The 14285-nt window shown below is 72.2% G+C and carries 13 protein-coding genes; 9 read left to right on the top strand and 4 right to left on the bottom strand.

All coding sequences use genetic code 11. The features are described 5' to 3' along the window. The first annotated feature begins 156 nt into the window (after positions 1–156). From ACFVYK_RS16885 to ACFVYK_RS16870, 4 genes are all read left to right on the top strand, one after another. Positions 157–2361 carry an ATP-dependent DNA helicase UvrD2 gene (locus ACFVYK_RS16885; RefSeq protein ID WP_389774163.1) on the top strand — a complete coding sequence of 735 codons (2205 nt, stop codon included), beginning with the start codon at positions 157–159 and terminating at the stop codon, positions 2359–2361. Between the two features lie 189 nt (positions 2362–2550). Next, positions 2551–2868 (top strand): hypothetical protein, encoded by a 318-nt coding sequence (locus tag ACFVYK_RS16880; RefSeq protein ID WP_389774160.1) that lies wholly within the window; start codon positions 2551–2553, stop codon positions 2866–2868. 178 nt (positions 2869–3046) lie between these two features. Further along, positions 3047–3415, top strand: a complete 369-nt coding sequence (locus ACFVYK_RS16875; RefSeq protein WP_389774157.1) for a WhiB family transcriptional regulator — start codon at positions 3047–3049, stop codon at positions 3413–3415. Continuing rightward, positions 3412–3735, top strand: a complete 324-nt coding sequence (locus ACFVYK_RS16870) for a hypothetical protein (protein WP_069771665.1) — start codon at positions 3412–3414, stop codon at positions 3733–3735. Before ACFVYK_RS16875 ends, ACFVYK_RS16870 begins: the two co-directional genes overlap by 4 nt. 420 nt (positions 3736–4155) lie before the next feature. Here ACFVYK_RS16870 and ACFVYK_RS16865 read toward each other — a convergent pair whose 3' ends face one another. Together ACFVYK_RS16865 and ACFVYK_RS16860 are read right to left on the bottom strand one after the other, a co-directional pair. Next, positions 4156–5535, bottom strand: coding sequence for an ABC1 kinase family protein (locus ACFVYK_RS16865; RefSeq protein ID WP_389774154.1), 1380 nt, complete (start codon positions 5533–5535; stop codon positions 4156–4158). Further along, on the bottom strand, positions 5528–6742 hold the full coding sequence (locus ACFVYK_RS16860) for a TOMM precursor leader peptide-binding protein (RefSeq protein WP_389774151.1): 1215 nt from the start codon (positions 6740–6742) through the stop codon (positions 5528–5530). The genes ACFVYK_RS16865 and ACFVYK_RS16860 overlap by 8 nt, the downstream gene beginning before the upstream one ends. A gap of 239 nt (positions 6743–6981) precedes the next feature. On the opposite strand from ACFVYK_RS16860, the gene ACFVYK_RS16855 reads away from it, so the two are divergent. From ACFVYK_RS16855 to ACFVYK_RS16840, 4 genes are all read left to right on the top strand, one after another. Further along, positions 6982–7578 carry a M48 family metallopeptidase gene (locus ACFVYK_RS16855; RefSeq protein WP_389774148.1) on the top strand — a complete coding sequence of 199 codons (597 nt, stop codon included), beginning with the start codon at positions 6982–6984 and terminating at the stop codon, positions 7576–7578. A 142-nt stretch (positions 7579–7720) separates the two neighbouring features. Continuing rightward, complete coding sequence (locus tag ACFVYK_RS16850; protein WP_389774145.1) at positions 7721–9403, top strand: TerD family protein; 1683 nt, start codon at positions 7721–7723, stop codon at positions 9401–9403. 11 nt (positions 9404–9414) lie between these two features. After that, complete coding sequence (locus tag ACFVYK_RS16845) at positions 9415–10095, top strand: AIM24 family protein (protein ID WP_079659796.1); 681 nt, start codon at positions 9415–9417, stop codon at positions 10093–10095. Positions 10096–10113: 18 nt separating this feature from the next. Next, positions 10114–10869: an AIM24 family protein gene (locus ACFVYK_RS16840; RefSeq protein WP_389774143.1), complete on the top strand. Its 756-nt coding sequence runs from the start codon at positions 10114–10116 to the stop codon at positions 10867–10869. A 61-nt stretch (positions 10870–10930) separates the two neighbouring features. Here ACFVYK_RS16840 and ACFVYK_RS16835 read toward each other — a convergent pair whose 3' ends face one another. Together ACFVYK_RS16835 and ACFVYK_RS16830 are read right to left on the bottom strand one after the other, a co-directional pair. Next, the gene (locus tag ACFVYK_RS16835) at positions 10931–11446 is read right to left on the bottom strand and encodes an NUDIX hydrolase (protein WP_389774141.1); all 516 of its coding nucleotides are present in this window, start codon (positions 11444–11446) and stop codon (positions 10931–10933) included. Then, positions 11443–12951: a zinc-dependent metalloprotease gene (locus tag ACFVYK_RS16830; RefSeq protein ID WP_389774138.1), complete on the bottom strand. Its 1509-nt coding sequence runs from the start codon at positions 12949–12951 to the stop codon at positions 11443–11445. The genes ACFVYK_RS16835 and ACFVYK_RS16830 overlap by 4 nt, the downstream gene beginning before the upstream one ends. Positions 12952–13144: 193 nt before the next feature. On the opposite strand from ACFVYK_RS16830, the gene ACFVYK_RS16825 reads away from it, so the two are divergent. Continuing rightward, positions 13145–14254 carry an SDR family oxidoreductase gene (locus ACFVYK_RS16825; RefSeq protein WP_389774136.1) on the top strand — a complete coding sequence of 370 codons (1110 nt, stop codon included), beginning with the start codon at positions 13145–13147 and terminating at the stop codon, positions 14252–14254. Positions 14255–14285: the final 31 nt, after the last annotated feature.

The raw sequence follows: 14285 nt of genomic DNA, 5'->3' as shown, positions 1-14285 counted from the left end.
AGGGCTGCCATTCCCGTGAGCCGGGGCCCGGCAATGCCGTGAGCGGAGGCCGGGCGGCGGGCGACCGAGGTGACGCTCGCCGCATTAGTACGACTGCGCGGGCCCGCCTGTGGACAACCGTCTCGACCGCCTCCGGCGACCTGGCAGCATGGCTGTGTGACAGCAGCAACGCACTCCTCCCTCTTCCCGCAGGCACCGGACTCGGCCGACGCGGTGCTCGAAGGGCTCGACCCCGAGCAGCGCGAGGTGGCCACCGCCCTGCGCGGTCCGGTGTGCGTGCTGGCGGGAGCCGGCACCGGCAAGACCCGGGCGATCACCCATCGCATCGCCTACGGCGTCCGAGCCGGCATTCTGCAGCCCTCCAGCGTGCTCGCCGTCACCTTCACCAACCGCGCCGCCGGGGAGATGCGGGGCCGGCTGCGCCAGCTCGGCGCCCAGGGCGTCCAGGCCCGCACCTTCCACTCCGCCGCCCTGCGTCAGCTCCAGTACTTCTGGCCGAAAGCGATCGGTGGCTCCCTGCCCCGGCTCGTCGACCGCAAGATCCAGCTCGTCGCGGACGCGGCCGCGGCCTGCCGTATCCGACTCGACCGCGGCGAGCTGCGGGACGCCACCGCGGAGATCGAGTGGTCCAAGGTCACCCAGACCGTCCCGGCCGACTACGCCCTGGCCGCCGTCAAGGCGGGCCGCGAGATCCCCCGGGACCCCGCCGAGATCGCCCAGCTCTACGCCTCCTACGAGGACCTCAAACGGGCCCGCGGCGTCATCGACTTCGAGGACGTCCTGCTGCTGACCGTCGCCGTCCTGCAGGACCGGCAGGACATCGCCGAGCAGGTCCGCACCCAGTACCAGCACTTCGTCGTCGACGAGTACCAGGACGTCAGCCCCCTCCAGCAGCGCCTGCTCGAACTGTGGCTCGGAGACCGGGACGACCTCTGCGTGGTCGGCGACGCCAGCCAGACGATCTACTCCTTCACCGGGGCCACCCCCGACCACCTCCTCGACTTCCGCACCCGCCACCCCGGCGCCACCGTCGTCAAGCTGGTGCGCGACTACCGCTCCACGCCCCAGGTCGTCCACCTCGCCAACGGCCTGCTCGCCCAGGCCCGCGGCCGCGCCGCGGACCACCGCCTGGAGCTGATCTCCCAGCGCGCCCCCGGCCCCGAGCCCGCCTACGCCGAGTACCCCGACGAGCCGGCCGAGGCGGAGGGTGCGGCCCGCCGTATCCGTGAACTCCTCGACGGGGGCGTCCCGGCCGCGGAGATCGCCGTCCTGTTCCGCACGAACGCGCAGTCCGAGACCTACGAACAGGCGCTGGCCGACCGCGGCGTCCCGTACCAGCTGCGCGGCGCCGAGCGGTTCTTCGACCGCCCCGAGGTGCGCAAGGCGAGCGTGGCCCTGCGCGGCGCGGCACGCTTCGGCGGCAACGACGCCCTCCTGGAAGACGCCGTCGATCTGCCCTCCCAGGTGCGTGCCGTCCTTTCCGGCGAGGGCTGGACCAACCGGCCGCCGGCCGGTTCCGGAGCCGTCCGGGAGCGCTGGGAGTCGTTGGCCGCGCTGGCCAACCTCGCCCAGGACTTCGCCGCCGCCCAGCCCGGCGCCACGCTCGCCGACCTGGTCGCCGAGCTCGACGAGCGCGCGAGCGCCCAGCACGCCCCGACCGTGCAGGGCGTCACCCTGGCCTCCCTGCACTCGGCCAAGGGCCTCGAGTGGGACGTCGTCTTCCTCGTCGGCGTCGCCGAGGGCATGATGCCGATCAGCTACGCCAAGACCGACGAGCAGATCGAGGAGGAGCGCCGCCTTCTCTACGTAGGGGTCACCCGGGCCCGCGAACGTCTCCACGTCTCCTGGGCGCTCTCCCGCTCACCGGGCGGCCGCGCCGGTCGCCGCCCCAGTCGTTTCCTCGACGGTCTGCGTCCCGGTTCGGGCACCGCCGCCGGTCGCGGCGGCGCCGGAGGCGCGGGAGGCATCGAGCGCGGCTTCACCGGCGTCGCGGCTCACGCGCCCGTCGCGCCGCGCCGGACCCAGCGCGCCCCGGCCCGCTGCCGGGTCTGCGGACGGACCCTGACCGACGCCGGTGAGATGAAGCTGATGCGCTGCGAGGACTGCCCCTCCGACATGGACGAGGGACTCTACGAACGGCTGCGGGAGTGGCGGGCGGGCCAGGCGCGGCGCAGCGGACAGCCGGCGTACTGCGTCTTCACCGACAAGACGCTGATGGCGATCGCCGAGGCCGTGCCCGACGAGGAGGGCGAGCTGGCGCGGATCCCGGGCGTCGGAGTGCGCAAGCTCAACCGCTACGGGACCGATGTTCTGGCCATCTGCGCAGGCCAGGACGTCGCAGGAGGTGACACGGAGGACTGAGGGGCGGGGCGCGCGGGATTGATCCGAACTCGTCGGAAAAATAGTTTGCGCATGCCCCGGCAATCCCCATAGGTTCTTAGACACGGAAACGGCGGCCTTCTCCAAGGCCCTGATTCCGTGCTGTACTTGCATACCCGTCGGACCGGTCTCATCCCCGGTCCCCCGAGACGCCGAGAGGAGGCGATTCCAGTGATCATCATCAACCGCAGCTCTGCCGCCGAACTGACCGATTGCTCGGTCGTCTCCGCGTGCATGCTCGGCGTTTCCACCCTGGGCACCGGTCTGTCCGTCATCAGTGTCGGTCGGCCGGCGTCCACCTCCATCGCCTCCGCGGATGTTCCCGTCCGTGAGCGCAATGAGCGACCGATCGAGGCACTGGAAGCAGTAAAGGGACAGGCGCACGCCTATGCCTTTGCGGCAGCCGGTGCCGGATCCCGGAAGCAGACGACGCAGCACCACCTTATGTGGGCCTTCCGTGGGCCGGAACCCTGGAGTGATCCAGCCTGATCGACGATCAGGCCGGCGCCTTCAGGGCCGCGGAACCCCACCCGGGATCCGCGGCCCTTCTGTTTGTCCCGAACACCGGGACGACGGAGCGAAGGGGCCTCGGGACAAGAAAAGAACCCGGTACCCGCCGACACCCGGTCCTACCGGACCGGACCGACCAGACGAGGAAAAACACACCGTGCAACTCGAAGCGCACGCCCCGTCCGTACCGCCTTCCGAAACGATCCCCCCGCCCGGCCTCCCGAAGGACCCCACCTTGACCCCGCTCACGGCGCTCACCGCGCTCGACGACGCCATCGAGAACCTCGGCGTGCCCGTCCCCTGCCGTTCCTACGACCCGGAGGTCTTCTTCGCCGAGACGCCGGCCGACGTCGAGTACGCCAAGTCCCTCTGCCGCACCTGCCCGCTGATCGAGGCCTGCCTCGCCGGCGCCAAGGAGCGGCGCGAGCCCTGGGGTGTCTGGGGTGGCGAGCTGTTCGTCCAGGGTGTCGTCGTCGCCCGCAAGCGGCCGCGTGGTCGCCCGCGCAAGAACCCGGTCACAGCATGAACATCGCAGGAACGATCGACCGCCCCCTCACGCAAGACCCCAAGAAGCAGGCCCCGATGAAGCCGTTCACCAGCGAGCCCGCAGGCTCCGCGACCGAAGACGTCACCACCACCGGCGCGTACGACTCGCGTCAGAACAGGACCCGCGAGATGCAACTCATCCCAGAAGCCCTGGCTCGTGCGCATATGCACGACCGACTGCGGGAGGCCGAGCAGGGGCGCCAGGCCGCGCGCCTGCTGGCCGCTCGCCGGATGCAGCGTCGGGCCGAGCGCGCCTCGCTGCGCGCCCGCCGGGCGCTCGCCATGGCCGTGATGCAGTAACGACACCCACCTGAAGCGGTGGCCTCCCGACCGACCGGGAGGCGAAGCTTCCGCGCGGGGGCCGGTCCGTCCGAACGGACCGGCCCCGCGGTGCGTTGTGCGGACCGATCGCGTCCGCGGCGTTATCGTCCCGAGGATGACGCGTTCTCCCGGAGACAGCGACCGAGGCGACTCCTGCGCCGAGCCCGGCCCCCTGGCCTGCGCCCGCTGTGGGGCCCAGGCAGCCCAGCCGCCGCCCCTCACGTGGAGCTGCTCCGTTCAGGACGGCGTCCGGCACTTTCTCTGCGAGGCCTGTGCCCGCGACCACCTGAGGGCGATCGAAGGGCGACTGGACTCGGACTGGTGGTGAGAACCGTCACACCGTGAGGGGCGGGCTCGCTGTCTGGACGGGATCCCGCCCGCCCCGCGCTTCTTCCCGGCTCACGCCTCGGCGACCGACTCCTCCGGTTCCTCGGATTCCTCGACGTCCTCCGGGAGGAACCCCGGCAGCCATTCCTCCAGTTCCTCGCGCAGTCGCACCGTCGCGCCGAGCTGGCACAGCACACCGATCGTGCTCAGGGTCACCCGGTGGATCAACAGATAGGCCGGCGGCAGGTTGAGCTGCTTGCCCAACTGGTGGGCGGGGGAGCGTATGTCGGCGATCCTCGCGGCCTGGCTGCGCATCCAGCCACGAGTGAAGGTGAACTCCTCCGCTCGGGCCGGCTCGATGATCGGCAGGAGGTAGTCGAGGACCGCGTCGGGATCCAGCTCGATGGACGACTTGACGAATCCCTCCCTGCGCAGCAGTTCGTAGACGCCCTCAGCCTCGCCCTCCAGCGTCATGCGCAGGGACTCGCCGATCGGGTCGGGCAGGCCGCCCGGGAGCCGGTCGACGGTGCCGAAGTCCAGGACGCCCAGCCGCCAGTCGTCCTCGCCGCCCGGTCCGCCCGGCAGCAGACGGAAGTTGCCCGGGTGCGGGTCGGCGTGCAGCAGGCCGGTGCGTGCCGGCCCGGAGAAGAGGAAACGGGACAGCAGCTGACCGGCGCGGTCGCGCTGGGCGTCGGTGCCGTCGGCGATCACCTCGGACAGCGGCACTCCGTCCATCCACTCGGTGACCAGGATCTGGTCGCACTGGTGGACGACCGCCGGGACCACGACGTCGGGGTCGTCGGCGAACTCCTCGGCGTGGGTCTGCTGGGCCTGCGCCTCCAGGCTGTAGTCGAGCTCCTCAGAGACCCGGTCCCTGAGCTCGGAGATCAAGGGCTTGACGTCCATGCCGGGGATGAGCGGGCCCAACAGCCTCGCGAAACGGCTGAGTTGGTTCAGGTCGGACAGCAGGGCCTCGCCGGCCCCGGGGTACTGGACCTTCACCGCGACCTCGCGGCCGTCGTGCCACACCGCTCGGTGCACCTGGCCGATCGAAGCGGCCGCGGCCGGCTTGTCGTCGAACTCCAGGAACAGCTCGGACCAGCCCTCGCCGAGCTGCGCGGCGAGCACGGAGTGCATCGTGCGCGTCGGCATCGGCGGGGCGGCGTCCTGGAGCTTGGTGAGAGCCGCGCGGTAGGGCCCGGCCACCTCCTCGGGCAGGGCGGACTCGAAGACGGACAGTGCCTGTCCGAACTTCATCGCGCCGCCCTTCAGCTCGCCCAGCACCTTGAAGAGCTGTTCGGCGGTGCGCTGCTGCAGCTCGCGGCCGACGATCTCCGCGGACTCGCCCACGATCCGCTTGCCCAGGCCCCAGGTCGCCCGCCCGGCGAAGCCGAGCGGGAGCGCGGCGAGCTTGGCGGTCCGGGTGACCGCCTTCCGGGGAAGATCAGACATGCGCCCTCCAAGTCTCAGACAACCGCGTCGCGTCCGCCGTACGGCGACGCTGCGTCGGATGCCGATGCCTCTCCATTGTCGCGTGCGACCCCCGGTGTTCGGAGGGGTGTTCCCGCTCACCTTTGCGCGCGGCCCCGCACGGACACGCGGAGTGAGGCCGCACCGGCCGAGCGTGCCACTGCAGGGTGGGCGAGCGGACCTCCCAGCGTGTGGCCTCACCGACCGGGGTCCGGCCGTCGAGGAAGGCGAGTGCGTGGGCGGCAGCCAGCCCGGCGACGGCCGTGGCGAGGGCCAGGTCGCAGGCGCCGGCCGCTCGCTTCCTGCCGGAGTGCCACTGGGCGACCAGCCGCGGCCAGGCCGGGTCCCGGTCGATGCGCTCCTGCTGCAGACACCCCGCGCAACCCGTCTCGCCCGGCAGCACGAGGGGACCGACGACGCCCGTGCCCTCCACGACGCCGGTATAGAGGTGAGGGGTGCCCGAGGCGATGAGGGGCTCGGCCGCCGAGGGCGCGGGCGCGTGCACGGACACGTCGTCCCGTGGGGCGAGGATCACCAGGCTGAAACCGGGGGTGTCCGACCCGGTGGGTGAGTCCGGGCGACGGCGCGGCGGGCGGTCCGGTGCGGCGCGGCGTACGGCGCGGCGGGCGGACTCGTCCCGACGCTCGCCGATCGCCTCGGCCGGCAGGCCGCCCGGAGCGACGTCCTCCGGCTCCACCCGGCCGCCGTCCCGCACGTCCACCTCGCCGACGCCCGCCCCCGACAGCAGCGCGGCGAGCACCGCGCCGACCCGGCCTGCGCCGCGCACCTGGACCCGCAGCCCGCGCCGGGCGGCCAGGTGCTCGATCGCGTCGCCCGGTTCCGGCGCGAGAAGGGAGAGCGCGGCGAGGTCGGGACGCAGGCGGGCCATGACCTCCTTGTTCTCGCGCAGCGCGCAGGCGTCGGGCCCGCCGCCGCGGGCGTCGTCGAGCAGCCCGGCCCGGGCCAGCCGCTCCACCAGCCGGTCGACATGGCCGTCCGGCAGATCCATGCGGCGGCCCTCCTCGCGCAGCAGCGGCAGCCCGCGCGTGCCGTCCAGCAGGTCGAGGAAGCTGCCGGTGGCCGTGTCCACCGGGCCGAGTGTCAGTGCGTGCGTCGGCGTCATCCCGAACTGCACCGTGTTGAGGTCGCGCCAGCCGCGCCGCAGCGCGGGTTTCACCGTCGGATGCATCGAAGGCCCCCGTTCGCCTGGAAACTCCCCGTCACGTCGACGGAGCGGGGCGTGGGGTGTCCTCGCTCCGCCGACGAGTGCCAGCATGCCGGGGTCCGGCGGAGCCCGTCGAAAGTTGTCCACAGGCGGAGGCGTTCATCGTATGAATCCGTCGTATGAGGCACATGTGACGGGAGAGATCGAAACCGAACCGTCCCGGAGTCGGGACTTCCCCCGTGTGCAGCGGGTAACGTCGGGGCGTGTCCGCCGACCCACTGCACCGCGCCGGAACACCACAGCGCATGACGACGAGCCAGCCGCCGAGCGGCTCACGGGCGAGCGCGATCGAGGTCCGCAGGAGCGCCCGTCGACGTCGGACGGTCTCCGCGTACCGCGAGGGCGACCGCACCATCGTGCTGATCCCCGCCCGGATGTCCGAGGCCGAGGAGCAACGCTGGGTGAGCGTCATGCTCGACAAGCTCGCCGCGCAGGAGAGCCGGCGGGTGCCGGGGGACGCCGAGCTGGCCGAGCGCGCGGAGCGGCTGTCGGCCCAGTGCTTCGGGGGCCGGGCCCGGCCCACCTCGGTGCGCTGGGTGACCAACCAGAACACGCGGTGGGGATCGTGCACCCCGGCCGAGGGCAGCATCCGGCTGTCGCACCGCCTCAAGGGCATGCCCGAGTACGTCATCGACTACGTCCTCGCCCATGAGCTCGCGCACCTGCTCGTGCCCGGCCACGGCCCCGACTTCTGGCGGCTGCTGGAGGCGTACCCGCGCACCGAGCGCGCACGCGGCTACCTGGAGGGCGTCGTCGCGGCGGAACGGCTGCCCCACCTGCCCGGCACGAGCGGGGAGTGACCTGCTCCGCGCGCGGTGAACCCGTCCCGCCTCGGGTGACGCCGGTTGTGTACCGGGTCTGTACCGACGTCGTGCGTTGTCCGACTTTGCCGTTAGCCTGACGCGACGCACTCGCAATCGGGATGGGGGACGGTCGTTACGCATGCCCAGGGAATTCCAGCGCGGCCACAAGGCCAGGATCAGTGACCTCACCGCGGGCACCGATCTGTACGTAGGCGTGCAGATCGCCGCACCCGGCCTGACCTTCGACATCAGCTGCTTCGGTCTCGACGCCGAGGAGCGACTCTCGGACGACCGGTACTTCGTCTTCTTCAACCAGCCGAAGTCTCCCGAGGAGTCCATCCAGCTCCTGGGCGCCCAGGCCGGCGACACGGAGTCCTTCCGCATCACCCTGGACCGGATCCCGCCGCAGATCCAGAAGCTCTCCTTCACGGCGACCCTCGACGGCGCCGGGCAGATGTCGCAGATCAACCCCGGCTATCTCCGCATCGTCGCGGGCGGTGAGGAAGTGGCCCGCTACGCGTTCAGCGGTTCGGAGTTCACCACCGAGCGCGCCGTGATGCTGGGCGACTTCTATCTGAAGGACGTCTGGCGGTTCGCGGCCGTCGGCCAGGGCTTCGACGGCGGTCTGGACGCGCTGCTGAAGAACTTCGGCGGCGAGGTCGCGGAGGAGGAGGCGCCCGCCGCGCCGCCCCAGCCGCAGGCCGGCGGCACCGGTCCCGGCTTCGCTCCCCCCACGTTCGGCGCCCCGCCGGCTCCGGCTCCGGCTCCGGCTCCGGCTCCGGCCCCCGCCCCGCACCAGCCGCAGCCCGCCGCGCAGGGCTTCGCGCCCCCGCCCGGCGCGTTTCCGCCGCCCGCCCCGGCGCCCGCGCCCTCGGTGCACGCCGCGCCGACCATCGTCGCGCCCCTGGCCCCGCCCGGCGGCGGCCACGTCCCGCCCCCGGCCCCCGCGCCGGCGCCCTACGGCCAGCCGCCGCAGCAGCCCTACGGACAGGGCCCTGCGCCGACCGCCCCCATGCCGCCCGGCTACGGCCAACAGCCGCCGCAGGCCCCGCCCGGCTACGGACAGCCGACCCCGCCGCCCGGCTACGGCCAGCAGCCGCCGTTCGGACAGGTCCCCGGTCAGCAGGCGTACGGCGTGCCGCAGGGCGCACCGCAGGGCGGCGCCGGGGTGGCCGCCGCTCTCCAGCAGTTCAAGGAGACGCCCACCGGGCAGCGCTGGACGCAGCAGAACAAGAAGCTGATCCGCGTCGACCTCGGCATGGGCGGCCAGCCCGTGCTCGCCCGCCAGGGCAGCATGGTCCTCTACCAGGGCAAGGTCGACTTCAGCTACAAGGGCGCCGGATTCGCCGGGCGGATCGTCGGCAACGCCACCGGCCAGGAGATGCAGCTGATGCGCTGCACCGGCCAGGGGCAGGTCTTCCTCGCCGAGAACTCCACCCATGTGCACCCCATCGAACTCCAGGGCGACGCGATCTGCGTCTCCGCGGAGAACGTCCTCGCCTTCGACGAGAGCCTCCAGTACGAGGTCCGCCGCATCGAGGGCCACGGCATTCCCGGCGGCGCGCTGTTCACCATGCAGTTCCAGGGCACCGGCACGATCGTCGTGAAGACGCACGGCACGCCCGTCGTCCTGCCGGTCACGCCCACCACGTTCGCCGACTGCAACGCCGTCGTCGCCTGGTCGGCCGCCTCCCAGGTGGTCGTCTCCAGCCAGGTGCGGATGCGACGCAACGCCTACCCCGGCGACACCGGAGAGAGCGTCAACCTCCAGTTCCGGGGAGCTCCCGGCAACTTCATCGTCGTCCAGCCGTACGAGGTCTGAGGGAGCCCGTCATGAACCAGCCGCTCGCGGGCTACGCCCCCGCACCCGTCACCGCCCGCATGGAGAACCACGGCAACCACATGCTGAAGGTCGCCATGCAGACCGGCAACGACCTCTTCGCGCGCGTGGGCTCGATGGTCGCCTATGAGGGCTTCGTCCAGTACGAGCCCAACCCGCCGGCCGTGCGCCAGATCGCGCGCGACTGGATGACCGGGGAGGGCGCGCCACTGATGAAGTGCACCGGCGACGGTCTGCTCTACCTCGCCGACTACGGCGCGAACGTCGTCGTGATCAACCTCAACGGCGACGGCATCTCCGTCAACGCCACCAACCTGCTCGCCTTCGACGCCCACCTCACCTGGGGCGTCGAGCGCGTCAAGGGGCTCGCGAAGTTCGCCGGCCAGGGATTGTGGAACACCAAGATCAGCGGCCAGGGATGGGTCGCGCTGACCTCCCGGGGCAAGCCGATCGTCGTCGACTGCGGCGGCGGCGAGGACGAGACGTACGTCGACCCCGACGCGCTCGTCGCCTGGTCCCCGAACCTCAAGGTGAAGGGCAAGCGCAGCTTCAAGGCGCAGTCGCTCATCGGCCGGGGCAGCGGCGAGGCCTACCAGATGGCCTTCTCCGGCCAGGGCATCGTCGTCGTCCAGCCCAGTGAGGACAGCACCGACCGCCTCCGGGTCCGGGGCTGAGGGGGAACCAGAAACGCCATGCAGAGCCCACTTTTCGCGCACAACGACGCGCAGACCCAGGAACGCTGGAGTCTGCAGAACAAGCAGATGCTCCGGATCGCCCTGGAGGGCCACGACGACATCCTCGCCCGCAAGGGCACGATGGTCGCCTATCAGGGCCTGATGGAGTTCGACGCCGAGTACCAGAGCAACCAGCAGGGGCGCGCGCGGGCGTACACGGGCGAGGGCCTGGACCTGATGCGCTGCCACGGGCAGGGCACGGTCTACCTCGCCAACCTCGCCCAGCACATCCACGTGATGGAGGTGGAGCAGGACGGCCTGACCGTGGACAGCAGCTATGTGCTCGCCATGGACTCCTCGCTGCACCACGAGGTCATCGCCGTCGACAGCCTCTACGGCATCTCCGGCTCGGGGAAGTACCAGCTGAACATCACCGGCCGCGGCAAGGTCGCCCTGATGACCTCGGGCGCGCCCCTGATGATGCAGGTCACCCCGGACAAGTACGTCAACTGTGACGCCGACGCCATCGTCGCCTGGTCCACCGGGCTGCGGGTGCAGATGCAGGCGCAGACCCACTCCTCCGGGGTGTGGCGCCGGCGCGGCAACACCGGGGAGGGCTGGGAGCTCAGCTTCATGGGCTCCGGCTACGCGCTCGTGCAGCCCAGCGAGCTGCTGCCGCCGCAGAACGCGGCGCTCGGCTCCGGCCTGGCCGCCCAGTACGGCATGGGCCAGCAGGGAGTGCGCGGTCAGAACCAGGGCAACGCCTGGAGCTGACCGACCGCCGGAGACGAGGTAAGGGGCGACCGCCCGGCGGGCCGCCCCTTACCCGTGCCGGTCACAACCGTGCGCGGGTCGCCTCCAGCAGCCGTACGACCGATTCGTCGGCGACGTCCGCCACCTGCGCGTACGGGAACCAGCGCAGGTCCAGGGACTCGTCGCTCATGGCCTCCACGGACCCGGCCGGGGCCAGCGCCGCGTACTGGACGTCGTAGTGCCAGGCGCACGGCGTCAGATGACGGTCGAGCCGGACCGGGCCGCCGGGCAGCAGGGCCAGACCCGGGACACCCGACTCCTCGGTCCCCTCCCGCAGGGCGGCGGCCGCCAGCGTCGCGTCGCCCGGCTCGCAGTGCCCGCCCGTCTGCAGCCACATCCGCAGCTTCTTGTGCAGTGTCAGCAGCACCCGTTCCCGCTCCGGGTCGATCACCAGCGCGCTCGCCGTGACGTGCCCGTTCCGGCAGGCCTTCCACATACCGTCGGGATGCGCCGTCAGGTGGTCCAGGTAGGACTGGCGCAGTTCTTCCTGGCCCTCGTACCCCTTCAGGACGAGGACCGCGTCGTCGTACAGGCTCACTCGGTGTCGTCGCCCCTGGAGTCGCTCTCGTCGCCGTCCTTCTTCAGGCCGTCGCCCTTCTTCAGGTCGTCGTCCTTCGTCGGACCGTCGTCCTTCGTCAGGTTCGGCTTCTCGCCGAGGCCGCCGCCGCTCGCGGCCTCGCCGAGCATCTTGTCGAGCTCGGAGAAGTCCATGTGCTCGCTGTGCACGAAGCCGTCCGGGTCGTCCAGGTCGGAGGCCGTGGGCAGCATGTCCGGGTGCGCCCACAGCGCGTCACGGCCGTCGACCCCGCGCGCGTCCGTCAGCGAGGCCCACAGACGGGACGCGTCCCGCAGCCGGCGCGGGCGCAGCTCCAGGCCGATCAGCGTCGCGAACGTCTGCTCCGCGGGACCGCCGGTGGCCCGGCGGCGGCGCAGCGTCTCGCGCAGCGCGTCGGCGGACGACAGGCGTGGTTTGGCGGCCGCGTGCACCACCGCGTCCACCCAGCCCTCGACGAGCGCCAGAGCCGTCTCCAGACGCGCCAGCGCGGCCTTCTGCTCCGGGGTGTCCTCCGGCTGGAACATGCCCTGCTGCAGCGCGTCCTGCAGCTGCTCGGGGTTCTGCGGGTCGAACTGGCCGACCACGTCCTCCAGCTTGGCGGTGTCGACCTTGATCCCGCGCGCGTAGCCCTCCACGGCGCCGAACAGGTGCGAGCGCAGCCACGGCACGTGCGCGAACAGGCGCTGGTGGGCCGCCTCGCGCAGGGCGAGATACAGCCGCACCTCGTCCTGCGGCACGCCCAGGTCCTTGCCGAAGGCCGCGATGTTCACCGGCAGCAGCGCCGCACGCCCGGCCGGGCCGAGCGGAAGGCCGATGTCGGTCGACCCGACGACCTCGCCCGCGAGGACGCCGACGGCCTGCCCGATCTGCGAGCCGAACATCGCCCCGCCCATCGAGCGCATCATGCCGATCAGCGGGCCGGCCATGGCCTGCATCTCCTCCGGCAGGACGTCGCCCATCGCGGCGCCGACGCGTTCGGCGACCGGGTCGACGAGCTCCTTCCACGCGGGCAGGGTCGCCTCGACCCACTCCGCGCGCGACCACGCCACCGCGGACCCGGCGCCGGACGGCAGCGAGGTGGCGTCGTCCAGCCACAGGTCGGCCAGGCGGACGGCCTCCTGGACGGCGGTGCGCTCGGAGGAACCGACGCTCGCGTCCTTGACGCCGTCGGACGTGCCCTGGGAGACGGTCTGGCGGGCGATCTGCTGGGCCATGTCCCAGTTCACCGGCCCGCCCTCGTACGAGAGCATCTGACCGAGCTGCTGGAACGCGGCCCCCAGGTCGTTGGGGTTCAGCGAACCGAACATCGCGGCGAGCGGGTTGTCGGCGCCCGGGGCGCCGAAGCCTCCGGCGCCGGGCAGCCCGCCGAAGCCGAACGGGTTGGCCGGTCCCTGACCACCGCCGCTCTGCGAGTCCTTCTTCTTGCCCTCGTCGCCGTCTTCCGGCTCCTCCGGCGGAAGGCCGAATCCGAATGGGGTGTCACTCACGGGGTTCCTCGGCTGGTAAGGCCACCGGTTTCTCGGCCGGCGGCGACTGCCCTGCAACACCACCCAGCGTAGACACCCCGGCTCGATCGGGCCTCGGTGCTTCGCCGACTGTCGGCCTGCGGCAGGATGGATGCCACCTGGTACGTACGCGTCACTCACGCCCGTATGCCAAGACAACCGCTGGAGACACCTGGTGAGTTCCCCAGATCCGCAGGTTCGCGCAGCGCGAAACCCTTCGACCCCGGGCGGTTCGCGCGGGCCCGTCGTCGCCGTGACCGGCGCGGCGAACGGGGTGGGCGCGCTGCTCACGGAGCGGCTCGCCGCATCGGAGGAGGTCAAGCAGGTCGTCGCCATCGACGAGCGGCGCGGCGAGTGCGACGCCGCCCAGTGGCACGTCCTCGACGTCCGTGATCCGGCGATCGCCGACAAACTGCGCGGGGCCGACGTCGTGGTCCACCTCGCGCTCGACCTCGACCTGGGGAGTGACGCCGCCGCCCGGACGGCCTACAACGTGCGCGGTACGCAGACCGTGCTGACGGCCGCCGCGGCGGCCGGCGTGCACCGGGTCGTGCTGTGCACCTCCGCGATGGTCTACGGGGCGCTGGAGGACAACGAGCTGCCGCTGTCCGAGGACGCGGAGCTGCGGGCGACGGCCGAGGCGACCGGCGTCGGCGACCTCCTGGAAGTCGAACGGCTCGCGCGGCGCGCGCCCCGGGCGCATCCGGGGCTCAACGTCACCGTGGTGCGCCCCGCGATCCTGGTCGGCGGCACGGACACCGCGCTGACCCGGTACTTCGAGTCGCCGCGGCTGCTGGTCGTGGCGGGGTCGCGGCCCGCCTGGCAGTTCTGTCACGTCGAGGACCTGGTGAGCGCCCTGGAGTACGCCGTCCTGGAGAAGGTCGACGGCGAGCTGGCCGTCGGGTGCGACGGATGGCTCGAACAGGAGGAGGTCGAGGAGCTCAGCGGGATCCGCCGCATGGAGCTGCCCTCGGCGGTCGCCCTGGGCGCGGCGGCCCGGCTGCACCGGATCGGGCTGACGCCGTCCCCGGCGGGCGACCTGGCGTACACGATGTACCCCTGGGTGGTGAGCGGGAGCCGGCTGCACGACGCGGGCTGGCGGCCGCGCTGGACCAACGAGGAGGTCCTCGCGGAGCTGCTGGCGGAGGTGGCCGGGCGGCACACGGTGGTCGGACGGCGGCTGGGGCGCAGGGACGCGACCGCGGCGGGCGCGGCCGGCGCGACGGTCGCTCTGCTGGGCGCGGCGGCCGTCGTGCGGCGCGCCCGCAAGGCCCGTCGCCGGTGACCGGCGGGGCGCGCGGGCGGCTCTGCTCGCC

Source organism: Streptomyces sp. NPDC058291 (genome assembly GCF_042880855.1).
Lineage (GTDB): Bacteria > Actinomycetota > Actinomycetes > Streptomycetales > Streptomycetaceae > Streptomyces.
Note: the sequence above shows the minus strand (reverse complement) of the source record. Positions and strands in the feature narration are given on the sequence as shown.

Coding starts and splice junctions, on each gene's coding strand:
- ACFVYK_RS16870 (WP_069771665.1), top strand. CDS start 3,412: ATGAACATCGCAGGAACGATCGACCGCCCCCTCACGCAAGACCCCAAG.
- ACFVYK_RS16865 (WP_389774154.1), bottom strand. CDS start 5,535: ATGTCTGATCTTCCCCGGAAGGCGGTCACCCGGACCGCCAAGCTCGCC.
- ACFVYK_RS16860 (WP_389774151.1), bottom strand. CDS start 6,742: ATGCATCCGACGGTGAAACCCGCGCTGCGGCGCGGCTGGCGCGACCTC.
- ACFVYK_RS16850 (WP_389774145.1), top strand. CDS start 7,721: ATGCCCAGGGAATTCCAGCGCGGCCACAAGGCCAGGATCAGTGACCTC.
- ACFVYK_RS16845 (WP_079659796.1), top strand. CDS start 9,415: ATGAACCAGCCGCTCGCGGGCTACGCCCCCGCACCCGTCACCGCCCGC.
- ACFVYK_RS16840 (WP_389774143.1), top strand. CDS start 10,114: ATGCAGAGCCCACTTTTCGCGCACAACGACGCGCAGACCCAGGAACGC.